At 60.5% G+C, this 21,936-nt stretch carries 19 protein-coding genes; 7 read left to right on the top strand and 12 right to left on the bottom strand.

The features are described 5' to 3' along the window. Nucleotides 1–21: 21 nt before the first annotated feature. The 3 genes from ACP3TY_RS21155 to pmbA all read right to left on the bottom strand — a co-directional run bounded on the left by ACP3TY_RS21155 (nt 22) and on the right by pmbA (nt 3,370). Nucleotides 22–1,398, bottom strand: coding sequence for a class II fumarate hydratase (locus ACP3TY_RS21155; RefSeq protein ID WP_426618412.1), 1,377 nt, complete (start codon nt 1,396–1,398; stop codon nt 22–24). Continuing rightward, nucleotides 1,379–1,786 carry a FagA protein gene (locus ACP3TY_RS21160; protein WP_212544072.1) on the bottom strand — a complete coding sequence of 136 codons (408 nt, stop codon included), beginning with the start codon at nt 1,784–1,786 and terminating at the stop codon, nt 1,379–1,381. The genes ACP3TY_RS21155 and ACP3TY_RS21160 overlap by 20 nt, the downstream gene beginning before the upstream one ends. A 237-nt stretch (nt 1,787–2,023) precedes the next feature. After that, the gene (gene pmbA / locus ACP3TY_RS21165; RefSeq protein WP_053117090.1) at nt 2,024–3,370 is read right to left on the bottom strand and encodes a metalloprotease PmbA; all 1,347 of its coding nucleotides are present in this window, start codon (nt 3,368–3,370) and stop codon (nt 2,024–2,026) included. Nucleotides 3,371–3,478: 108 nt separating this feature from the next. On the opposite strand from pmbA, the gene yjgA reads away from it, so the two are divergent. Continuing rightward, entirely contained in the window at nt 3,479–4,003 is a 525-nt protein-coding gene (gene yjgA / locus ACP3TY_RS21170) for a ribosome biogenesis factor YjgA (RefSeq protein ID WP_007915377.1), read from the top strand. 88 nt (nt 4,004–4,091) lie between these two features. On the opposite strand, the gene tldD is transcribed toward yjgA, so the two are convergent. The 8 genes from tldD to mreB all read right to left on the bottom strand — a co-directional run bounded on the left by tldD (nt 4,092) and on the right by mreB (nt 15,414). Continuing rightward, nucleotides 4,092–5,534 carry a metalloprotease TldD gene (gene tldD, locus ACP3TY_RS21175; RefSeq protein ID WP_008085093.1) on the bottom strand — a complete coding sequence of 481 codons (1,443 nt, stop codon included), beginning with the start codon at nt 5,532–5,534 and terminating at the stop codon, nt 4,092–4,094. 4 nt (nt 5,535–5,538) lie between these two features. Then, the gene (locus ACP3TY_RS21180; RefSeq protein ID WP_053117089.1) at nt 5,539–6,399 is read right to left on the bottom strand and encodes a carbon-nitrogen hydrolase family protein; all 861 of its coding nucleotides are present in this window, start codon (nt 6,397–6,399) and stop codon (nt 5,539–5,541) included. 134 nt (nt 6,400–6,533) lie between these two features. Further along, nucleotides 6,534–10,337, bottom strand: a complete 3,804-nt coding sequence (locus ACP3TY_RS21185; RefSeq protein WP_426618413.1) for a YhdP family protein — start codon at nt 10,335–10,337, stop codon at nt 6,534–6,536. 75 nt (nt 10,338–10,412) lie between these two features. Further along, the gene (gene rng / locus ACP3TY_RS21190) at nt 10,413–11,870 is read right to left on the bottom strand and encodes a ribonuclease G (RefSeq protein WP_053117087.1); all 1,458 of its coding nucleotides are present in this window, start codon (nt 11,868–11,870) and stop codon (nt 10,413–10,415) included. A gap of 58 nt (nt 11,871–11,928) precedes the next feature. After that, nucleotides 11,929–12,525: a Maf family protein gene (locus ACP3TY_RS21195; RefSeq protein WP_426618414.1), complete on the bottom strand. Its 597-nt coding sequence runs from the start codon at nt 12,523–12,525 to the stop codon at nt 11,929–11,931. A gap of 86 nt (nt 12,526–12,611) precedes the next feature. Then, complete coding sequence (mreD, locus tag ACP3TY_RS21200; RefSeq protein ID WP_053117085.1) at nt 12,612–13,103, bottom strand: rod shape-determining protein MreD; 492 nt, start codon at nt 13,101–13,103, stop codon at nt 12,612–12,614. Further along, nucleotides 13,103–14,233 carry a rod shape-determining protein MreC gene (mreC, locus tag ACP3TY_RS21205; RefSeq protein ID WP_426620509.1) on the bottom strand — a complete coding sequence of 377 codons (1,131 nt, stop codon included), beginning with the start codon at nt 14,231–14,233 and terminating at the stop codon, nt 13,103–13,105. Before mreC ends, mreD begins: the two co-directional genes overlap by 1 nt. 143 nt (nt 14,234–14,376) lie before the next feature. Beyond that, on the bottom strand, nt 14,377–15,414 hold the full coding sequence (mreB, locus tag ACP3TY_RS21210; RefSeq protein ID WP_002555108.1) for a rod shape-determining protein MreB: 1,038 nt from the start codon (nt 15,412–15,414) through the stop codon (nt 14,377–14,379). Nucleotides 15,415–15,626: 212 nt separating this feature from the next. On the opposite strand from mreB, the gene gatC reads away from it, so the two are divergent. The 6 genes from gatC to ACP3TY_RS21240 all read left to right on the top strand — a co-directional run bounded on the left by gatC (nt 15,627) and on the right by ACP3TY_RS21240 (nt 20,837). Continuing rightward, on the top strand, nt 15,627–15,914 hold the full coding sequence (gene gatC / locus ACP3TY_RS21215) for an Asp-tRNA(Asn)/Glu-tRNA(Gln) amidotransferase subunit GatC (protein WP_007901429.1): 288 nt from the start codon (nt 15,627–15,629) through the stop codon (nt 15,912–15,914). Between the two features lie 16 nt (nt 15,915–15,930). Further along, entirely contained in the window at nt 15,931–17,382 is a 1,452-nt protein-coding gene (gatA, locus tag ACP3TY_RS21220; RefSeq protein ID WP_426618415.1) for an Asp-tRNA(Asn)/Glu-tRNA(Gln) amidotransferase subunit GatA, read from the top strand. 10 nt (nt 17,383–17,392) lie between these two features. Beyond that, nucleotides 17,393–18,838: an Asp-tRNA(Asn)/Glu-tRNA(Gln) amidotransferase subunit GatB gene (gene gatB / locus ACP3TY_RS21225; protein ID WP_008085412.1), complete on the top strand. Its 1,446-nt coding sequence runs from the start codon at nt 17,393–17,395 to the stop codon at nt 18,836–18,838. 145 nt (nt 18,839–18,983) lie between these two features. Beyond that, nucleotides 18,984–19,355: a septal ring lytic transglycosylase RlpA family protein gene (locus ACP3TY_RS21230; RefSeq protein WP_053117082.1), complete on the top strand. Its 372-nt coding sequence runs from the start codon at nt 18,984–18,986 to the stop codon at nt 19,353–19,355. 46 nt (nt 19,356–19,401) lie between these two features. Continuing rightward, nucleotides 19,402–20,463, top strand: a complete 1,062-nt coding sequence (locus tag ACP3TY_RS21235) for a calcium/sodium antiporter (RefSeq protein WP_212544077.1) — start codon at nt 19,402–19,404, stop codon at nt 20,461–20,463. After that, on the top strand, nt 20,460–20,837 hold the full coding sequence (locus tag ACP3TY_RS21240) for a carboxymuconolactone decarboxylase family protein (RefSeq protein WP_187676762.1): 378 nt from the start codon (nt 20,460–20,462) through the stop codon (nt 20,835–20,837). The genes ACP3TY_RS21235 and ACP3TY_RS21240 overlap by 4 nt, the downstream gene beginning before the upstream one ends. Before the next feature lie 83 nt (nt 20,838–20,920). On the opposite strand, the gene ACP3TY_RS21245 is transcribed toward ACP3TY_RS21240, so the two are convergent. Continuing rightward, the gene (locus tag ACP3TY_RS21245; RefSeq protein WP_426618416.1) at nt 20,921–21,862 is read right to left on the bottom strand and encodes an AEC family transporter; all 942 of its coding nucleotides are present in this window, start codon (nt 21,860–21,862) and stop codon (nt 20,921–20,923) included. Nucleotides 21,863–21,936: the final 74 nt, after the last annotated feature.

A 21,936-nucleotide genomic window follows, 5' to 3' on the forward strand; every position in this document is an offset into this window, starting at 1 on the left:
CCTCCAAAGCGGTTGCGGGGTTTACACGCCGCCGGCGGTGAGCTTCTCGGGATTGAGTAACTCTTCCAGTTGGCTGCGTGACAGATCGGTATGTTCCAGGGCGACGTCGATCACCGGACGGCCTTCTTTGTAAGCCTGCTTGGCGATTTCGGCGGCTTTCTGGTAACCGATGATCGGGTTGAGTGCAGTGACCAGAATCGGGTTGCGCGACAACGCTTCTTTCAAGCGCGATTCGTTGACCTTGAAGCTGGCGATGGCTTTGTCGCCGAGCAGGCGGCTGGAATTGGCCAGCAATTCGATGCTGCTCAACAGGTTCTGCGCGATGATCGGCAGCATCACGTTCAATTCGAAGTTGCCCGACTGGCCGGCGATGGTGATCACCGAATCGTTGCCGATCACCTGCGCGGCGACCATGGCGGTGGCTTCCGGAATCACCGGATTGACCTTGCCCGGCATGATCGACGAGCCCGGTTGCAGAGCTTCCAGTTCGATTTCACCGAGGCCGGCGAGCGGGCCGGAGTTCATCCAGCGCAGGTCATTGGCGACTTTCATCAAAGTGACGGCGATGGCTTTGAGTTGGCCGGAGACGGCGACGGCGGTGTCTTGCGAACCGATCAGCGCGAACAAGTCTTTGCCCGGTGTGAATTGCACGTTGGTCAATTGGCTCAACTGACGGCTGAAACGCGCGGCGAACTCAGGATGTGCGTTGATCCCGGTGCCGACCGCTGTGCCGCCCTGCGCGAGGGATTGCAGGCTCGGCAACAAATCCTGCAGATGAGCGATGTTGGCCTTGAGCTGCTGCGCCCAGCCGTTGAGCACCTGACTCATGCGCACCGGCATAGCGTCCATCAAATGCGTGCGACCGGTTTTAACGTGGTGATGCACTTGCCCGGCCTTGTGCTCGATCACTTGCACCAAGTGCAGCAGCGCCGGCAGCAATTGTTCGTGCAGGGCCAGAGCGGCACTGACGTGGATGGTGGTCGGAATGATGTCGTTGCTGCTCTGGCCGCAGTTGACGTGATCGTTGGCGTTGACCGGCTCGCCGAGCAGGCGACTGGCCAGGGTGGCAATCACTTCATTGGCGTTCATGTTGGAGCTGGTGCCGGAACCGGTCTGGAAAATATCCACCGGAAAATGCTGCATGAAATCGCCTTCGAGCAGGCCTTGCGCGGCGTCGCTGATGGCTTTGCCCTGTGCGGCGCTGATCTGATTAAGCTCAACGTTGGCGCGGGCGGCGGCGGCTTTGGCGAGGATCAGTGCGCGGATGAATTGCGTCGGCATCGGTTTGCCGCTGATCGGGAAGTTATCCACTGCGCGCTGGGTCTGCGCGCCGTAGAGAGCGTCCACCGGCACCTGCAGTTCGCCCATGCTGTCGCGCTCAATACGTGTCTTGGTCATCGGTAAATCCTTGGACTAATTCAATGAGAGGAATCGAGGGAAGCAACTCGCAAGTGGCGAGCTGCCAGGTGTAGCGCTGCCAGCGTTTGAGCCGGCATTTGCACAGGGACAGGCGCTCCATTTCACGCAATGGGCGCCAGGCTTGATCGAGACAGAGGCTGCGCCAGTGCCAGGGCAACGCGATGTCGGTGGCGGTGTCGAGCAGCAAACGGAAGGAGGTTTCGGCGACCGTCCAGGGTGAGGTCGCGGTGCAACAAGACAGGTACCGGCCTTCGGCCAGGTAATGTTCGATCAGGCGCGGTTCGTCAGGATCCATCGCGCAACGGATCTGGCGACTCATCCATCGCCAGCTTTCGAGGTACGGCTGCTCGTGCAAGGCAGAACTCATGATCCGGGGCTCATCCGATAATGAGATTTATTATTAGATGATAATGAGAACCAAAACAAGAGCGCACGCTTTTGTAGGAGCCGAGCTTGCTCGCGAAGGCGTCGTGTCAGTCAACATTGATGTTGATTGATACACCGCTTTCGCGAGCAAGCTCGGCTCCTACAAGGGCTTTGTTGCAGGCATGAAAAAGGCGCGCCATCCGGGTGGATGGCGCGCCTTTTTTGTGACGGTTGGGGCTTAGCTGCCCGCTACCGTCATCCGCTCGATCAACACCGAACCCGTGCGAATGTTGCTGCGCAGTTCCAGGTCGTTACCCACCGCGACGATCTGCTTGAACATGTCGCGCATGTTGCCGGCGATGGTCACTTCCTGCACCGCGAACTGGATTTCGCCGTTCTCGACCCAGAAACCCGCCGCGCCGCGTGAATAGTCGCCGGTGACCATGTTCAAGCCATGGCCCATCAATTCGGTGACGAGCAAACCACGGCCCATGCGCTTCAACAGCGCCGCCTGGTCTTCGTCGCCATGGGTGACGAACAGGTTGTGCACGCCGCCGGCGTTAGCGGTGCTCGGCATGCCGAGTTTGCGCCCGGAATACGTGCCGAGGATGTACGAGACCAATTCGCCCTTTTCGACGAACGGTTTGGCGTACGTCGCCAGACCATCGCCGTCATAGGCCGAACTGCCCATGGCGCGCATCAGGTGTGGACGCTCATCGATGGTCAGCCATTCCGGGAACAGCTTCTGCCCCAGCGTGCCTTCGAGGAACGACGATTTGCGATACAGGCTGCCGCCGGAAATCGCCGAGAGGAAACTGCCGAACAAGCCACCGGCCAGTTCGGCGGAGAACAGCACCGGCACTTCACAGGTTGGCACCGGACGCGCGCCCAAACGGCTCGCCGCCCGCTGCGCCGCACGCTGACCGATGCTTACCGGATCCGCCAGCAACGAGCCCTGACGGCTGACGTCATACCAATAATCGCGCTGCATCTGGCCGTCGGCCTCAGCGATCATCACGCAGCTCAGACTGTGTCGGGTCGACGCGTAACCGCCAATAAAACCGTGGCTGTTGCCATAAACGCGGCAGCCTTGGTGGGTGCTGAGGGTGGTGCCATCGGCATTCTTGATCCGCGCGTCGGCATCAAACGCCGCCGCTTCGCAGATCAGCGCCTTCTCGATCGCCTGCTCCGGGGTGATGTCCCATTCGTGGAACAGGTCGAAATCCTTCAGATCCTTGGCCATCAGCGCGGCATCGGCCAGGCCCGAGGCTTCGTCTTCCGAGGTGTGCTTGGCAATCGCCAACGCCGCCGCGACAGTTTCACGAATCGCTTCTGGCCCGGTGGCTGACGTGCTGGCCGAGCCTTTGCGCTGGCCGACGTACAGGGTGATGCCAAACCCCTGATCGCGGTTGAATTCGACTGTTTCGACTTCGCGCTGACGCACGGACGTGGACAAGCCTTGCTCCAGCGACACCGCGACTTCACAGGCACTGGCGCCCTGACGCTTGGCTTCGGCGATGATCTGCTCGACCTGTTCCTGCAGTGCCGGCAATGCCTGCGGGCCGACGCTTTCAACTGCACTCATGCTCATCTCCACTCAAATTCTGCTTTCGGCTGGGGCCATCGAGCGACCGGGCCGGACAAGCGGCCCCCGACTGGTTATCATGGCGGCGTTTCTTTGCGGACTGCCACCATGGTTGATTCTTACGACGACTCCCTCGATACGGGAGAAAAAAGCAAATCTCAGGTCAAACGCGAGCTGCATGCTCTGGTTGACCTTGGCGAGCGCCTTACAACACTCAAGCCTGACTTGATCGCAAAACTGCCACTGACCGACGCCATGCGCCGGGCCTTGGCCGATGCGCCCAAGCACACCGCGAATATCGCGCGGAAACGGCATTTGCAGTTCATCGGCAAACTGATGCGCGACCAGGACACTGACGCGATTCTGACCTTGCTCGATCAACTCGATGCCTCCACTCGCCAATACAACGAGCGTTTCCATAACCTGGAACGCTGGCGCGATCGCCTGATCGCGGGCGACGATGCCGTGCTGGAAAAATTCGTCGTCGAGTACCCGGACGCCGATCGCCAGCAATTGCGTTCCCTGATCCGTCAGGCTCAGCACGAGGTTGCGCAAAACAAACCTCCTGCTTCCAGCCGCAAGATCTTCAAGTACATCCGTGAGCTGGACGAGACTCAACGCGGTCTGCGTTGATCTCATCCTTGTAGGAGCTGCCGAAGGCTGCGATCTTTGTTTTTAAAATCAAAAGATCGCAGCCTGCGGCAGCTCCTACACACGTTTCTTATGCGCCCGTGCCACCGACGGTGATCGCATCGATTTTCAGCGTCGGCTGACCCACGCCCACCGGCACCGACTGCCCATCCTTGCCGCACGTCCCCACACCGCTGTCCAGCGCCAGATCGTTACCGACCATCGACACCCGGCTCATCGCCTCAGGGCCGTTGCCGATCAACGTCGCGCCTTTGACCGGCGCGGTGATCTTGCCGTCTTCGATCAGGTACGCCTCGCTGGTGGAGAACACAAACTTGCCGCTGGTGATGTCGACCTGACCGCCGCCGAGGTTGGCGCAGTAGATGCCTTTCTTCACCGACGCGATGATTTCCGCCGGATCGCTTTCGCCACCGAGCATGTAGGTGTTGGTCATCCGCGGCATCGGCAAGTGCGCGTAAGATTCACGACGACCATTACCGGTACGGGCCACGCCCATCAGACGCGCGTTGAGCTTGTCCTGCATGTAACCCTTGAGCACGCCGTTTTCGATCAGCGTGGTGCACTCGGTCGGCGTACCTTCGTCGTCGACACTCAGCGAACCGCGACGGCCGCTCAAGGTGCCGTCATCAACGATGGTGCAAAGCTTCGAGGCAACCATTTCGCCCATGCGCCCGCTGTAGGCCGAACTGCCCTTGCGGTTGAAATCGCCTTCCAGACCGTGGCCGACGGCTTCGTGCAACAGCACGCCAGACCAACCCGAACCCAACACCACCGGAAAAGTACCGGCCGGGGCAGGGATCGCTTCCAGATTCACCAGCGCCTGACGCAACGCTTCACGGGCATAGCCCATGGCGCGGTCTTCGGCGAGGAAATAACGGTAGTCGGTACGCCCGCCGCCGCCATGCCCGCCGCGCTCGCGACGACCATTCTGCTCAACGATCACGCTGACGTTGAAACGCACCAAAGGGCGCACATCCGCCGCCAGACCGCCGTCGGTGGACGCGACCAGAATCCGTTCCCAGACACCGGCCATGCTCACGCTGACTTGCTGGATACGCGGGTCGAGCGCGCGAGTCGCGACATCGATGCTCTTGAGCAACTCGACTTTCTCGGCGCGGCTCAGCACTTCCAGCGGGTTATCCGGCGCGTACAACTGGGCGACGTCTTGGCTGGTGAACGCCTGCACCGTGCCGTTTTGCCCGGCACGGGAGATCGAACGTGCCGCGCGAGCCGCTGCGCCGAGGGCTTCGAGGGTGATCGCGTTGCTGTAGGCGAAACCGGTTTTCTCACCGGATTGCGCGCGCACGCCAACGCCCTGATCGAGGTTGAAGCTGCCTTCCTTGACGATGCCATCTTCCAGCGCCCAGGACTCGGAGATCTGTCCCTGGAAATACAGGTCGGCGGCATCGATGCCCGGGCCGGCCAGATCGCCGAGTACGCCTTGCAGGCTCTCGATGGTCACGCCGCCCGGTGCCAACAGGTGATCACTGACTGAGGACAACAACTCGCTCATAGGTTTACGCCTTAAATTCATGTTCTGAAGCAGGTCGCTGTGCGCCCTGCGAGAAAAACCGCCGATGACTCGTCACCGGCATCCGCGCCCTGATGGACGCTTGTTCACTGCTATCGCGTTCGGCCAACAACACCGCTTCGCCTTGATCCTGTTGCGCCAGCACGCGGCCCCACGGGTCGACAATCGCCGCATGACCGAAGGTTTCGCGCGGCCCCGGATGGGTTCCGCCCTGCGCTGCCGCCAACACATAACACTGGGTTTCGATGGCCCGCGCGCGAATCAGTACGTCCCAATGCGCCGCACCGGTCACCGCGGTAAATGCCGACGGTGCGGTAATCAATTCAGCACCAGCCGCGCGCAATTCGCTGTACAGCTCCGGGAAGCGCAGGTCGTAACACACGGTCAGACCCAATTTGCCCACCGGCGTGTCCGCCACCACCACACCACTGCCATAAGCATAGTCATCGGATTCGCGGTAACGGCCGCGATTGTCGGCGACATCGACATCGAACAGGTGCAGCTTGTCATAGCGTGCAACGATTTCGCCGTGTTCGTTGACCAGCAGCGAACAGGCATTGGCCTTCGCCGTCGGTTGATCCACCGGCGGCAACGGCAATGTGCCGGCCACTATCCATAACTTGAGGTCGCGGGCGGTCTGTTTCAACCATGGCAGGATCGGGCCGTCGCCCAATGCCTCGGCGCGGCCGATATCAGCGACGTCGCGACGGCCCATGGCGGCGAAATTTTCCGGCAGCACCGCGAGCTTCGCGCCCCCGGCGGCAGCCTGTTCGAGCAGGCGCCGGGCCTGAGCCAGATTGGCCAGCACGTCACTCTGGCTGACCATTTGAATCACCGCAAAAGACATGGCCGCTCCTCGGAATCTGCATGTGACGGTGTAGGAGCTGCCGCAGGCTGCGATCTTTTGATCTGGCTTTTAAAAAACAACATCAAAAGATCGCAGCCTGCGGCAGCTCCTACACGGGGATAGCGTCATGCTACTCAAAAAGGCTTGTCGAAAGTGATTTTCGGCTCTTTCCATGGGCCTTTGACGGTGTATTTGACGCTGGCGAAGCGCGCCACCTGGTCGCCGATCAGCTTGTCGATCAGGAACAAAGCACCGCCAATCGCCGGGGCTCCGACGATCAGCGCGGCAATCGGCAGGTTGTTGGTCACCGGCAAGGTCACCATCAACTTGGCGTCGACTTGCTCCGCAACCATGTCCAGTTTGCCGTTGAGTTCGATGTTGCTCGACGGCCCGGTCAGGCGAATCGGCTCCTTGGTGTCGTAAACACCATTCGTCGCCACCAGCAGGCCTTTGACCCGGTCGTAGCTCAGGCCTTTGCCGAACAGGTCGGAGAAGTCCAGGCGCAAGCGACGGCCAATCGAGTTGAAGTTGAGCAGACCGAACACGCGCAACGCCTGCGCGCCGCCCTCCACTTCAACGAACTGACCTTTGTTCAGCGAGGCATCAAGGGTGCCGGAGAAGCGCTTGGTCGCCAGCCATGCCGGCGAGCCCGGCCAGCGGCCATCGACGTCCATGTGGAAATTTTCGCTGGTCACGCTCGGCGCATAACCCCAGCCCTTGAGCACATCGGCGAGGTTCTTGCCGCTGATCCGCCCTTTGAACCAGCTGTTGCTCGAACCCGCCGCGCCTTCCCAGCCGCCATTACCTTGCAAGAGGATGCCTTTGAGGCCCATGTCGAGGCTATTCAGGGCAATGCCTTTGGCAGTCGGGCGAATTTTCAGCGACCAGCCACCGACCAGATCCTGGCCCTGGAACAATTGATTGATGGTGATATCCAGCGCGGGGATTTTAGTCGGATCGACCGAGGCCAAAGGATCGGGGGCGTTCTCGTCGGTCTGCACATTCGGATCCGCCGCCGGCAGCTTCACGTATTGCATGTTCACCGAAATCGGCACGCCCTTGGCGTCCGGCAGGCTGGCGGTGCCTTTAGCCTGCTGACTGTCGAGGGCCAACGCCCACGCGCCAGGTTTGCGATTGAGCTGCACCGACGCCTGATCCAGCGTGGTGCCGAACGCTGTCAGCTTGCCGACTTTGATATCCGCGCTGCTGAGCAATTTGTTGGCGCTGCCGCCCGGATCCTGCCCGGCGTACTTGTTGACCAGATCCTGCCACGGCGCGACGTCCAGCTCCGACAGCACACCGCGAATGCGCAAACCCTTGGCACCCGGCAACACCGCCTCGCCCGCCCCGAGGAACAACTCACCGCGACCGTCAGCAAAACCGCTCGATGGCGCGGCATAGGTGAAGTTGGCCAGTTGATCGTAATTGACCCAATAACGCCGCTCCGGCCCTTGCAAGGTCATGCGGAACACCGTGTCGCGTCCGACATCCGCCGCCATGCCGAACGGTGCCGGCAGATCCACCGCCACGCCCTTGAGGTTGGAGCTGACCATTAATTGGCTGTCGGCGCCGTCCAGATTCAATTGCAGTTGATACGGAATCGTCCCGGACACCGGCAACGGTTGCGTCACCGCCAGCCAGTCGGTGAGCTTTTTGACTTCGACCTGGCCTGTCGCCGCAACACGTGTTTTCAGCTTGCCCGGACTGCCGTCGGCAAAAATCTGCGCGGTCACCGGTTTGTCGAAGGCCCGTGCGCTGATGTTCTGCCCGCTGAGGCCCTTGGCGCTGTCGAAGCGGAAATCACCCTTGAGTTGGCTCAGCTCGAGCTTCGGCTCAGCGAGTTTCAACTTCGCATTGGCGGTTTTGAAATCAACGAGGACTTTCGGCTCCTCGCCTTTGCCCAGCGGCACGTCGAGCTTGAGCTTGCCACGAAGATCCCCTGAGCCTTCCCAACCGGCGAAGGTTTCGCCCGTGCCGATCGGCGCATCCTGCAAAATTTTCAAACCATCGCCCAGACCACCGGCGAACGCGCCATCCAGCAGCAAGTGCGAGTTCTGCCCGGACGGCACATGCGGAATATTGACCGAGACATCGCTGACCTGGGTGTCGAGCAACTGACCCTTTCTCGCCAGAATGCGTACGCCGCTGTCCTCGATAAACACATCACCGCTGACCTTGCTGACGTGCGGCCAGCCCGGCTGGAATGCGAGTTCGGCGTCATGCACCTTGAAGAACAGACTGATGCTGCGATCGGCTTCTTTGGCGTCCTTGCTCAGCGAGCCCTGATACTGGAAGAAACCTTCGTCCACCGCGCCTTTGAGGATCGCCGTGCGCAGCCATTCGTCGAGCGCCGGGCTCAAGACTTCCGGCAGGTACTTGGCGGTGTAACGACCGTCGCCGTCGACCAGACCGACACGCAAGTCCATGTAGTCTTCCTGGCTGTGATCGAAATGCAGACGAATCAGGAAGTCGCCGGCAATCTTGCCCTCTTCGCCGAGCACCTTGAGGTACGGCGCGATCAGGGTGAATCCGTCTTTATCAAGTTTCCACGTCAGGCGCGCGTTGGCCTGAATGTATTGCCACGGCTTGGCGAAAATCGGATCGAGATGGAGGACAAAATCTTTGCTGTCCATGCGCAGTTCGCCGCCGTCGAGGTTACCGCTGAGGCTGCCGCTGACATTTCGTGCAGCCGGGGCGCCGTGATAGGCATCGAAGCCGACTTTGTCGAGGTTGGCGGCGAAGCTGAATTTTGTGCCGTCAGTGGCCGCCGGACGGAAATCCAGCAGCACGTTGCGCAGGCCACCGGTCACTTTCAGGTGATCGACCACTTCGGCGAAACCTTTGGGTAACGGCCCGAGCGCGTTGAGCAGTGGCGTGATCGGCGTCAGATCCAGACGATCAGCCTGCAGATGCCAGAGCTCTTCCACTTTGTCGGTGGCGCGGGTCTGTTGCAGTTGGACGCGGGATTCCCAGCGGGTTTCGCCGAAATTCATCGCCAGCGAATCAAACGTCACCGCCGCGCCGTCGCCACCGTCGCGGTAGTACGCGTTGATGGCGAGGTTGTTGATCTGGATAGGCTTGCGCTCGCCATAGGCGCCGGTGACTTGCGGCGCGTTCAAGCGAACAGAGGCGCTTTGCAGCGTGCCCTTGGCCCAATCGATCCAGACCTCACCGCCGGCCTTGATCTCGGAGAAATTCCATTGTTGGGTCAGGCGTTCGGGCAACCATTTCGCCCAATCGCTTTGCGGCAGACTGGCGTAGCCCTCGACCGTGCTGTCCTGCCATTGCTCCGGACGCAGGCGCGTGCGCAGGTTGATCGCCACGGGCTGGCCGTCCGGCAGAGTCAAACGGGCATCGAGACGTTGGCGACTGGCGCCGGTTTTCAGGTTGATGCCGACATAGGTGAGGGTCATCGGCGCGTGATCCTGCGGCTGCAGGGTCACCTGACTGTCGAGCACCGAGAGTTGCTGAATCATTTGCGAACGATTGAACAACTGCTGCGCATCCAGCGGTTGATCGTTCTGCACTGGCAGACCTTCCAGCGCCCAACTGCCGTCCTCGGCTTCCTTGAGGCTGATCTTCAGGCCATTGAGTTCCAGATGGGCAATGCGCACTTCACGGGCCAACAGACTGGCCCAGAGATCAGGCACGGCGCGCACTTGATCCAGACGCAACGCATTGGCGCCGCTGCCGACCATCACATCGCGTGCCAGCAGAATCGGGGCGAAGCCGCTCCAGTTACCTTCCAGCTCGCCGATCTGCAACGGCATGCCAAGGGCGGCGCTGGCCTTGTCTTCGATGTCAGTGCGGTATTCGGCGACCAGCGGGGTCAGCTCGCGGCCGAGGCTGACGTACAACGCCATCAACACCAGAACCAACGCGCACAGGCCCAGCCCCCAACGGGTGAGTGCGGCCAGAATGCGTGTCAGACGCTCCATGTCAGATGGCTCCCATGGCAATAAAACTGCGAAAAGCTGAGGCCAGCCGCGGTAGAAAAAATGTGACGCAGGGGATCAGAGCAGCACCACGTCGTATTGTTCCTGGGAATACATGGTTTCCACCTGGAAACGAATGGTGCGACCGATAAACCCTTCAAGTTCGGCGACGTTACCCGATTCTTCATCGAGCAGTCGATCAACCACTTTCTGGTTGGCCAGTACGCGATAACCCTCGGCCTGATAGGCACGGGCCTCACGCAGAATCTCGCGGAAAATCTCGTAACAGATGGTTTCCGGAGTCTTCAATTTGCCACGGCCCTGACAACTGCTGCACGGCTCGCACAGCACTTGCTCAAGACTTTCGCGGGTGCGCTTGCGGGTCATCTGCACCAAGCCCAACTCGGTGATGCCGATAATGTTGGTCTTGGCGTGATCGCGCTCCAGCTGTTTCTCCAGCGTGCGCAGCACCTGACGCTGGTGCTCTTCATCTTCCATGTCGATGAAGTCGATGATGATGATCCCGCCCAGATTGCGCAGGCGCATCTGCCGGGCAATCGCGGTGGCGGCTTCGAGGTTGGTCTTGAAAATGGTTTCTTCAAGGTTGCGATGACCGACGAACGCGCCAGTGTTGACGTCGATGGTGGTCATGGCTTCCGCCGGATCGATCACCAGATAGCCGCCGGATTTCAGCGGGACCTTGCGCTCAAGGGCGCGCTGGATTTCGTCTTCAACGCCATACAGATCGAAAATCGGCCGCTCGCCCGGGTAATGTTCCAGACGATCGGCGATCTCCGGCATCAGCTCGGCGACGAACTGCGTGGTTTTCTGGAAGGTTTCCCGCGAGTCGATGCGGATCTTCTCGATCTTCGGGCTGACCAAGTCGCGCAGGGTGCGCAAGGCCAGACCGAGGTCTTCGTAGATCACGCTCGGCGCGCCGATGGTTTTGATTTGTTCGTTGATCTGATCCCACAAACGGCGCAGATAACGAATGTCCATGAGGATTTCTTCAGCGCCGGCACCTTCGGCCGCGGTGCGCAGAATAAAGCCGCCCGCCTCCTGAATGCCTTCTTTGGCCACGCAATCGCTGACCACCTTTTTCAGGCGTTCGCGTTCGGCTTCGTCTTCGATTTTCAGGGAAATGCCGACGTGGGCGGTGCGCGGCATGTACACCAGATAGCGCGACGGGATCGACAGTTGTGTGGTCAGGCGTGCGCCTTTAGAGCCGATCGGGTCTTTGGTGACTTGCACCACCAGGCTCTGGCCTTCGTGCACCAGCGCGCTGATGCTTTCAACGGAGGAGCCTTCGCGCAGGGAAATTTCCGAGGCATGAATGAACGCGGCGCGATCCAGGCCGATGTCGACGAATGCCGCCTGCATGCCCGGCAGTACCCGGACGATCTTGCCTTTATAGATGTTGCCGACGATCCCGCGTTTTTGCGTGCGCTCGACATGGACTTCTTGCAGCACACCGTTTTCGACCACCGCCACGCGCGACTCCATCGGCGTGATGTTGATCAGAATCTCTTCACTCATGGCAGGATCTCGTTCAGACATTTTCACGATAATGGCCGCATCTGGTTTCGTACGACGCTCATTGCGCGCTTAGGTTTTGCCAACAGGGTATGCCGAAATGGCCCAGCAGTTCTGCGGTTTCGCAAACAGGCAACCCGACCACCGCCGAGTAACTGCCATTGAGCCCGGCGACAAACACTGCGCCGAGGCCCTGAATGCCATAGCCACCGGCCTTGTCCCGGGGTTCACCGCTGGCCCAGTAGACCGCGGCTTCTTCACGACTGATCGGGCGGAACCGCACCAGACTACGCACCACGCGCGACTCGCAACGCTCGTCGTCGAGCACGGCGATTGCCGTCAGCACTTCATGCTCCTTGCCGGACAACATCATCAGCATGGCGCATGCGTCGGCTTCGTCCACCGGTTTGCCGAGAATTTTACCGTCGAGCACCACAGCGGTATCGGCGCCCAGCACACAATGCTGTTCAGTGGACACGAGCGTGCGTCGCCCGGCCTCGGCTTTGCCGCGCGCCAGACGCTCGACGTAGGCCGAAGGGGATTCGTTGGTTAAAGGGGTTTCATCGATGTCCGCGCTGATGGCGGTGAACGGCACGCCGATCTGCGTGAGCAATTCACGCCGACGCGGCGAACCTGAGGCAAGGTAAAGCGACTTCATCACGACATCTCCCTGTTTAGTGCCCTGCCTCACAAATACTCTTCCCTGTTGGCGGCGTCACCGGTGCGGGCACATGCCTGATCGACTCAATTGATCTTGTAGCGGCGGCGCAATCCACGCAGAGCGAAGCTGATCCACGGCCAGAGCAAGGCGCTGACCAGTGCCGGCAATACCAGCGCCAGCGTCGGTTGACGGTTGCCGGTCAACGCGCTGAGCCACAGCTGCACGAGCTGGGCGAGGCCGAAGATCACCAGAATCACCAGGCACTGCTGCCACATCGGGAACATGCGCAAGCGCTGTTGCAACGAGAGGACAAGGAAAGTAATCAGCGTCAGGATCAAGGCGTTCTGCCCCAGCAGCGTGCCATAGAGCACGTCTTCGGCCAGGCCCAGACAAAACGCGGTGACCATCCCGACCGTCTGCGGCATGTACAGCGCCCAGAATGTCAGGAGCAGCGCCAGCCACAGCGGGCGGAGGATTTCCATGAATTGCGGCAACGGCGAAACACTGAGCAGCAGGCCGATGGCAAAGGTCAGCCAGACGATCCAGCCGTTACGCGAGGCAGTCGCTCCGACCATTATTCTTGTCTCCCGATGGTGGCGGGCGCAGTCACCGGCGGTTTCGCCGCTGGCCGTGCAGCCGGCTGAGCGGCCGGAGGTTTACTGGCGGCGGGCGGTTTAGACGCCGCTGGCGGTTTGCTCGCAGCCGGCTTGGCCGGTGTCGCAGCGGCAGCGGCCGGTGCGGCGGGCGTTGCTGCTGGAGTCGCCGCAGCGGCGGCAGGTGGCGTGACGGTTTTCGGCACAGTGGCCGGAATCACCGGGCCACCGCCCTGCGCGTCGAGATTTTCCTGGGCTTGCGCGGCGTCATTGGCACGCTCTTCCGGCGTGCGGGTGTCGCTGAACACCAGCAGCATGTAGCGGCTGCGGTTCAGTGCTGCCGTCGGTACGGCGCGGACGATGGCGAAGGGCTGACCGGAATCGTGGATCACTTCCTTGACCGTCGCCACCGGGTAACCGGCCGGGAAACGCTGGCCGAGACCGGAGCTGACCAGCAGATCGCCTTCTTTGATGTCGGCGGTGTCGGCAACGTGGCGCAATTCCAGACGTTCCGGGTTACCGGTGCCGCTGGCAATTGCGCGCAAACCGTTACGGTTCACCTGCACAGGAATGCTGTGAGTGGTGTCGGTCAACAGCAATACACGCGAGGTGTAGGGCATCAACTCGACCACCTGGCCCATCAAGCCGCGCGCATCGAGCACCGGTTGACCGAGCACCACGCCATCGCGCTCACCTTTATTGATGATGATGCGATGGGTGAAGGGATTGGGATCCATGCCGATCAACTCGGCCACTTCGACCTTTTCGTTGACCAGTGCGGAAGAATTCAGCAACTCGCGCAGCCGAACGTTCTGCTCGGTGAGGGCGGCAAGCTTTTGCATGCGACCCTGCAGCAGCAGGTTTTCGGTTTTGAGTTTTTCATTTTCGGCGACAAGCTCGGTACGGCTGCCGAATTGACTGGCCACGCCTTCCCATAAACGTCCGGGCAGGTCAGTGATCCAGTAGGCATCCATCAGCACCAGCGACATCTGGCTGCGTGCAGGCTTGAGCAGACTGAAGCGGGCATCGACGACCATCAGCGCGACCGACAGCACGGCCAGCACCAACAGGCGCACACCCAACGAAGGGCCTTTGGCGAAAAGCGGTTTAATAAGCCGCTCCTCCCAGGCAAATGTTCTGTTTATTCATACGGCATCAAACCGGCCTGGATGAAGACTGACAGAAGATAAACGCCAACAGGCAGCACTGCAAAGTGCTGCCTGCGCGCGCTCACCCACGTATTGCAACCCAGCATTTATTCGCTGGAGAGCAGATCCATGGTGTGCTTATCCATCATTTCCAATGCACGGCCACCGCCGCGAGCAACACAGGTCAGCGGATCTTCGGCAACGATCACCGGCAGACCGGTTTCCTGCGCCAGCAACTTGTCGAGGTCACGCAGCAGCGCGCCACCACCGGTCAGCACCAGGCCACGCTCGGCGATGTCGGAAGCCAGTTCCGGCGGCGACTGCTCCAGCGCGCTTTTCACGGCCTGAACGATGGTTGCCAGGGACTCTTGCAGAGCTTCCAGCACTTCGTTGGAGTTCAGGGTGAATGCGCGTGGAACGCCTTCGGCCAGGTTGCGACCGCGAACATCGACTTCGCGCACTTCGCCGCCCGGATAGGCAGTACCGATTTCCTGTTTGATGCGCTCAGCGGTGGATTCACCGATCAGGCTGCCGTAGTTACGGCGCACGTAGGTGATGATCGCTTCGTCGAAGCGGTCGCCGCCAACGCGTACGGATTCGGCATAGACCACACCGTTCAGGGAGATCAGTGCGATTTCAGTGGTACCACCACCGATATCCACGACCATCGAACCGCGCGCTTCTTCGACCGGCAGGCCGGCACCGATCGCAGCAGCCATTGGCTCTTCGATCAGGAACACTTCACGGGCACCGGCACCGAGGGCCGATTCACGGATGGCGCGACGCTCAACCTGGGTGGATTTGCATGGAACGCAGATCAGCACACGAGGGCTAGGCTGCAGAAAGCTGTTTTCGTGAACTTTGTTAATAAAGTATTGCAGCATCTTTTCGCAAACGCTGAAGTCGGCGATCACGCCGTCTTTCATCGGACGAATGGCAGCAATGTTGCCCGGCGTACGACCGAGCATGCGCTTGGCTTCGGTGCCGACAGCGACGACACTTTTCTGATTACCGTGTGTCCGAATAGCCACAACCGATGGCTCATTCAGGACGATACCGCGCTCGCGCACGTAAATAAGGGTGTTGGCAGTGCCCAGGTCAATGGAAAGATCGCTGGAAAACATGCCACGCAGTTTCTTGAACATGGGAAAGGGACCCTAGGCAACGCGTGGGTAAAAAAGTGCGGCAAACTCTAACAACGACAGGGATTTTGGGCAAGGCGCCAATATGTTAAATTGGCCGCTTTTCTGTGCACCAAGCCCCACAATCGCGGCCTTATGACCGTAGAAGTGCGGTAGTGTTCCGAACAATCTAACACACGGACGCCGTGTGTTCTGTTTTCCACTGGAGAATCCCGATGGCGCTAGAACGCTCCGACGTGGAAAAGATTGCTCATCTGGCCTGCCTTGGCCTCAATGATGCTGATCTTCCACACATTACTTCCGCCCTCAACAGCATTCTCGGGCTGGTCGACGAAATGCAGGCTGTTAATACCGACGGTATCGAGCCTCTGGCCCACCCGCTGGAAGCCAGTCAGCGCCTGCGTGCCGACGTCGTGACCGAGACTAATCACCGCGAGGCCTACCAGTCCATCGCACCAGCGGTCGAAAACGGCCTGTATCTGGTTCCGAAAGTCATCGACTAAAGGGAAAGAGCCTGCAATGCATCAAATGACTCTGGCCGAGATCGCCCGCGGTCTCGCCGATAAAAAGTTTTCCTCCGAAGAGCTGACCAAAGTCCTGCTGGCGCGTATCACCCAGCTCGATCCGCAGCTCAATAGTTTCATCAGCCTCACCGAAGAGCTGGCTCTCGAGCAGGCGAAAGCCGCCGATGCCCGCCGCGCCAACGGTGAGAGCGGCGCCCTGCTCGGCGCGCCGATCGCCCACAAAGACCTGTTCTGCACTCAGGGCATTCGCACCAGCTGCGGCTCGAAGATGCTCGACAACTTCAAGGCCCCATACGACGCCACCGTGGTCGCGAAGCTGGCCGCTGCCGGCGCCGTGACCCTGGGCAAGACCAACATGGACGAGTTCGCCATGGGTTCGGCCAACGAGTCGAGCTGGTACGGCGCGGTGAAAAACCCGTGGAATCTGGAACACGTACCGGGCGGTTCGTCCGGCGGCTCGGCGGCCGCAGTTGCCGCTCGTCTGTTGCCTGCGGCGACGGCCACCGATACCGGCGGTTCGATTCGTCAGCCAGCAGCGTTCACCAACCTCACCGGCCTGAAACCGACGTACGGTCGCGTTTCGCGCTGGGGCATGATCGCTTACGCCTCCAGTCTCGATCAGGGCGGCCCGTTGGCGCGCACGGCTGAAGACTGCGCAATTTTGTTGCAAGGTATGGCTGGCTTCGATCAGAACGACTCCACCAGCATCGATGAGCCGGTTCCGGATTACTCCGCAAGCCTCGGCGATTCGCTGCAAGGCCTGCGCATCGGCGTGCCGAAGGAATACTTCAGCGTCGGTCTCGACCCGCGCATCGCCGAACTGATCCAGAACAGCATTAAAGAGCTGCAGAAGCTCGGTGCCGTGATCAAGGAAATCAGCCTGCCGAACATGCAGCACGCGATTCCTGCGTACTACGTGATCGCGCCAGCAGAGGCTTCTTCGAACCTGTCGCGTTTCGACGGCGTGCGTTTCGGCCATCGCTGCGAGCAACCGAAAGACCTGATCGACCTGTACAAGCGCTCCCGTGGCGAAGGCTTCGGCCCGGAAGTCCAGCGCCGGATCATGGTCGGTGCCTACGCGCTGTCCGCCGGTTACTACGACGCCTACTACCTGAAAGCGCAGAAGATCCGTCGTCTGGTGAAGAACGATTTCATGGCTGCCTTTAATGAAGTCGACGTCATCCTCGGCCCAACCACGCCGAACCCGGCCTGGAAACTCGGCGCCAAGAACAGCGACCCGGTCGCTGCCTATCTGGAAGACGTCTACACCATCACCGCCAACCTCGCGGGCCTGCCGGGCCTGTCGATGCCGGCCGGTTTTGTCGACGGTCTGCCGGTGGGCGTGCAGTTGCTTGCGCCGTATTTCCAGGAAGGCCGTTTGCTCAATGTTGCGCACCAGTATCAGCTCAACACTGACTGGCACACCCGCACCCCAACCGGCTTCTGAGGAGACACACATGCAATGGGAAGTCGTGATCGGGCTGGAGATTCACACTCAGCTCACCACCCGGTCGAAAATCTTTTCCGGTAGTTCCACCACATTCGGTTCCGAGCCGAACACCCAGGCCAGCCTGATCGACCTGGGCATGCCCGGCGTTCTTCCGGTGCTGAACCAGGAAGCGGTGCGCATGGCGGTGATGTTCGGTCTGGCGATTGACGCCGAGATCGGTCAGCACAACGTGTTCGCCCGTAAAAACTACTTCTATCCGGACTTGCCTAAGGGCTACCAGATCAGCCAGATGGAATTGCCGATCGTTGGCAAGGGCCACCTGGACATCGCGCTGGAAGACGGCACGGTCAAACGTGTCGGCATCACCCGCGCGCACCTGGAAGAAGACGCCGGCAAGAGCCTGCACGAAGAATTCAATGGTGCCACCGGCATCGACCTGAACCGTGCCGGCACGCCGCTGCTGGAAATCGTTTCCGAGCCGGACATGCGCAGCGCCAAGGAAGCCGTGGCTTACGTCAAGGCGATCCACGCACTGGTGCGTTATCTGGGCATCTGCGACGGCAACATGGCCGAAGGTTCGCTGCGTTGCGACTGCAACGTGTCGATCCGCCCGAAAGGCCAAGTCGAGTTCGGCACGCGTTGCGAGATCAAGAACGTTAACTCGTTCCGCTTCATCGAGAAGGCGATCAACTCCGAGATCCAGCGTCAGATCGAGCTGATCGAAGACGGCGGCAAAGTGATCCAGCAGACCCGTCTGTACGATCCGAACAAGGACGAGACCCGTCCGATGCGTTCGAAAGAGGAAGCCAACGACTACCGTTACTTCCCCGATCCGGATCTGCTGCCGGTGGTCATCGAAGAGTCGTTCCTCGGCGAGGTGCGCGCCACCCTGCCGGAACTGCCTCCGCAGAAACGCGAGCGCTTCCAGGAGCAATTCGGTCTGTCGGTCTACGACGCCAGCGTGCTGGCCACCAGCCGCGAGCAAGCCGATTACTTCGAGAAAGTCGCGAGCATCGGCGGCGACGCCAAACTGGCGGCGAACTGGGTGATGGTCGAGTTGGGCAGCCTGCTCAACAAGCAAGGCCTGGACATCGACGAGTCGCCGGTGTCGGCGGAACTGTTGGGTGGCATGCTGCTGCGCATCAAGGACAACACCATCTCCGGCAAGATCGCCAAGGTGGTGTTTGAAGCGATGGCCAACGGTGAAGGCAGCGCAGACGAGATCATCGAAAAACGTGGCCTGAAACAGGTGACCGACAGCGGCGCGATCTCGGCGGTGCTCGACGAAATGCTTGCGGCCAACGCCGAGCAAGTTGAACAGTATCGTGCGGCGGATGAAGCCAAACGCGGCAAGATGTTCGGCTTCTTTGTCGGTCAGGCGATGAAAGCGTCGAAAGGCAAAGCCAACCCGCAGCAAGTGAACGAACTGCTGAAAAGCAAGCTCGAAGGCTGATTCTGGCCCCGCGCTCGGGGATCGTTCCCACGCTCTGCGTGGGAATGCCGCCCCGGACGCTCCGCGTCCATTGCGGTGTGACGCAGAGCGTCACGGGATGCATTCCCACGCTGGAGCGTGGGAACGATCACTTTGGAGTATCTGAATGAAACGTCTGCTCGGCGCCTGCGCCCTGCTCTCTTTGCTGGCCGGTTGCGCCAGTACCGACACCATCGACCCGCACGGTTACGACCAGACCGGCGTCGCTTCTTATTACGGTGCCAAGCACCACGGTAAACGCACTGCCAGTGGCGAAGCGTTCAACCAGAATTCCCTGACCGCCGCCCACCGCCAGTTGCCCTTTGGCACGCGGGTGAAGGTCACCAACCTGAAAAACGATGAGTCCGTTGTGGTGCGCATTAACGATCGTGGCCCGCATACACGTGGACGCCTGATTGATGTTTCACGCGAAGCCGCCAAACAACTCGGTATGCTCAGCAGCGGTACCGCGCGGGTTCGCGTGCAGGCCCTCGACTGATGGAGCGCTGGCCATTTTCGGACTGACCGATTTACCGCTGATCAGCGTGATCGAATTGCTCGCCGGCCTGTGCCTGCTGATCTTCGGCGCCGAACTGATGGTGCGCGCGGCGGTGCGGCTGGCCGAGCGTCTGCATGTGCGTCCACTGATCATCGGCCTGACCATTGTTGCCCTCGGCAGCAGTGCGCCGCAGATGGCCGTCAGCGTACAAGCCGCGCTGGGGCACAACCCCGACATCGCGGTCAGCAGTGTGGTCGGCAGCAGCATCTTCAACATCCTTGTAACTCTCGGCCTGTCAGCGCTGATCATTCCGCTGCGCGTGTCACGGCAACTGGTGCGTCTCGACATTCCGCTGATGATCGGCGCCAGTCTGCTGGTGTTTGTGTTGGCGTGGAACGAGGAGATCAGCCGCTTCGACGGCATTCTCTTGCTCGGCGCTTTGGCGTTGTATCTCGGCTTGCTGTTGCGCCAGTCACGGCACTCGGCGCGACCGCATTCCGCGCAACCCGACGCGGTAAAAACCTCATGGCTTGCCAGCGTTTTGATGATCATCGTCGGGCTGGCGATGCTGGTATTCGCCGGGCATCTGCTGCTCGGCGCCGCTGTGGTGGTAGCGACGGATCTGGGCTTCTCGGAACGGGTGATCGGTTTGACCGTGGTCGCTGTCGGCACGTCGCTGCCGGAACTGGCGACCTCGCTGATCGCCGCCCTGCGCGGCCAACGCGACATCGCCGTGGGCAACGTGATCGGCGCCAATCTGTTCAACCTGCTCGGCGTGCTCGGCCTCACCGCGCTAATCGCGCCGACACCATTGTCGGTATCGCCGAACGCACTGGATTTCGACCTGCCGGTGATGCTCGGCGTCGCCGCGCTGTGCCTGCCAGTGTTCTACTCCGGCTACCGCGTGACCCGCGCCGAAGGTTTGTTGCTGCTCGGTTTGTATTTGGTCTACGGGCTGCACGTGGTGTCGTTCACCACCGGCATGCCGCTGGCCGGCAAGCTGGAGCGGCTGATGCTGTTTTACGTTCTGCCGCCGCTGCTGGGGTATTTGTTGTTTACGTCCATCCGCGCCTGGCGCCGCCAACACCACAAGAGTGATATGCCATGACCGAATCGAAGAAGTCCGGGGTAGAAGTTCGCCGCCAGGTAATGGGCGATGCATTTGTCGATCGCGCGTTGGGCAACGCCACCGAGTTCACCCAGCCGTTGCAGGATTTCGTTAATGAGCATGCCTGGGGCGGCGTGTGGAATCGCGAAGGTTTGCCGCTGAAGACGCGCAGCTTGATTACGCTTGCCGCGCTGACTGCACTGAAGTGCCCGCAGGAGTTGAAGGGGCATGTACGTGGGGCGTTGAATAACGGCTGCACAGTGGACGAGATTCGTGAGGCGCTGCTGCATTGCGCGGTGTATGCCGGCGTGCCGGCGGCGATTGATGCGTTTCGCGCGGCGCAGGAAGTGATCGATACCTACCAGAAAAGCTAAAAGATCGCAGCCTTCGGCAGCTCCTACAGGAACGCATGCCCATGTAGGAGCTGCCGCAGGCTGCGATCTTTTGATGTTGCCCTTTAGATCCACCCACCCCACTGCAAAACAAAGATCCCGACATTGGTGGTAATCGCCGCCATCAACGTGGTCAGCACAATAATCGCCGCCGCCAACTCATGATTGCCTTGCGCCGCCCGAGCCATGACAAAACTCGCCGCCGCCGTCGGGCTGCCGAAGTACAGAAACAGAATCCCCAACTCCGCCCCACGAAAGCCGCACAACCACGCCCCGAGCGTCGCCAGCACCGGCAAACCGATCATCTTCACCAGACTCGAACTGAGCGCCATGTTGCCGCTCTTGCGCAACGCCGCCAGCGACAGGGTTCCGCCGATGCAAATCAGCGCCAGCGGCAACGTGGTCTGCGCCAGATACTGACCTGACGTCTCCAGCCACCCCGGCAAACCGATCTTGAAATAAGCAAACGGCGCCGCCGCTATCACGCTGATGATCAGCGGGTTGCTGAACACGCTTTTGCAGATGCTCCACGGATCGGACTTGATCACCGGGCTGTACACCGCCAGCACAATCGTCGACAGCGTGTTGTAAAACAGGATCACCAACGTCGCGAGAATCGCCCCGAGGGAAATCCCGTAATCGCCGTACATGCTCGCCGCGAGCGCCAGACCGATCACGCCGTTGTTGCCGCGAAACGCACCCTGCGTGTAGATACCGCGATCTTCACGCGGGCACTTGAAAATCGCCCATCCCCAGGCGATGGCAAAACAGACGAGTGTGGCGACGGAGAAGTAGATCAGCAGCGCTGGTTGCAACGCGGCGTGCAGGTCGGCGTGCAGAATGCCGAGGAACAACAGCGCCGGCATGGTCACGTTGAACACCAGTGCGGAGGCGGTGTGAATGAAGTTGTCGTTGATCCAGTTGATGCGCTTGAGCAACACACCGAGAAACAGCATGGCAAACACCGGCGCGGTGATGTTCAGGGTTTCGAGGAAAATTGCCAGCATGCCGAGGGAGCCTTGGGTGAGCGTCGTTAGGTGGCAATGATAAAGCAAAAGCCCCTCACCCTAGCCCTCTCCCG

It is taken from the genome of Pseudomonas rustica, from assembly GCF_049959085.1.
GTDB classification, from domain to species: Bacteria; Pseudomonadota; Gammaproteobacteria; order Pseudomonadales; family Pseudomonadaceae; genus Aquipseudomonas; species Aquipseudomonas rustica.

Coding starts and splice junctions, on each gene's coding strand:
- ACP3TY_RS21240 (WP_187676762.1), top strand. CDS start 20,460: ATGACCGAATCGAAGAAGTCCGGGGTAGAAGTTCGCCGCCAGGTAATG.
- ACP3TY_RS21160 (WP_212544072.1), bottom strand. CDS start 1,786: ATGAGTTCTGCCTTGCACGAGCAGCCGTACCTCGAAAGCTGGCGATGG.
- rng (WP_053117087.1), bottom strand. CDS start 11,870: ATGAGTGAAGAGATTCTGATCAACATCACGCCGATGGAGTCGCGCGTG.
- ACP3TY_RS21155 (WP_426618412.1), bottom strand. CDS start 1,398: ATGACCAAGACACGTATTGAGCGCGACAGCATGGGCGAACTGCAGGTG.
- mreD (WP_053117085.1), bottom strand. CDS start 13,103: ATGGTCGGAGCGACTGCCTCGCGTAACGGCTGGATCGTCTGGCTGACC.
- pmbA (WP_053117090.1), bottom strand. CDS start 3,370: ATGAGTGCAGTTGAAAGCGTCGGCCCGCAGGCATTGCCGGCACTGCAG.
- ACP3TY_RS21245 (WP_426618416.1), bottom strand. CDS start 21,862: ATGCTGGCAATTTTCCTCGAAACCCTGAACATCACCGCGCCGGTGTTT.
- ACP3TY_RS21180 (WP_053117089.1), bottom strand. CDS start 6,399: ATGTCTTTTGCGGTGATTCAAATGGTCAGCCAGAGTGACGTGCTGGCC.
- gatA (WP_426618415.1), top strand. CDS start 15,931: ATGCATCAAATGACTCTGGCCGAGATCGCCCGCGGTCTCGCCGATAAA.
- gatB (WP_008085412.1), top strand. CDS start 17,393: ATGCAATGGGAAGTCGTGATCGGGCTGGAGATTCACACTCAGCTCACC.
- ACP3TY_RS21195 (WP_426618414.1), bottom strand. CDS start 12,525: ATGAAGTCGCTTTACCTTGCCTCAGGTTCGCCGCGTCGGCGTGAATTG.
- ACP3TY_RS21185 (WP_426618413.1), bottom strand. CDS start 10,337: ATGGAGCGTCTGACACGCATTCTGGCCGCACTCACCCGTTGGGGGCTG.
- gatC (WP_007901429.1), top strand. CDS start 15,627: ATGGCGCTAGAACGCTCCGACGTGGAAAAGATTGCTCATCTGGCCTGC.
- yjgA (WP_007915377.1), top strand. CDS start 3,479: ATGGTTGATTCTTACGACGACTCCCTCGATACGGGAGAAAAAAGCAAA.
- tldD (WP_008085093.1), bottom strand. CDS start 5,534: ATGAGCGAGTTGTTGTCCTCAGTCAGTGATCACCTGTTGGCACCGGGC.
- mreB (WP_002555108.1), bottom strand. CDS start 15,414: ATGTTCAAGAAACTGCGTGGCATGTTTTCCAGCGATCTTTCCATTGAC.
- ACP3TY_RS21230 (WP_053117082.1), top strand. CDS start 18,984: ATGAAACGTCTGCTCGGCGCCTGCGCCCTGCTCTCTTTGCTGGCCGGT.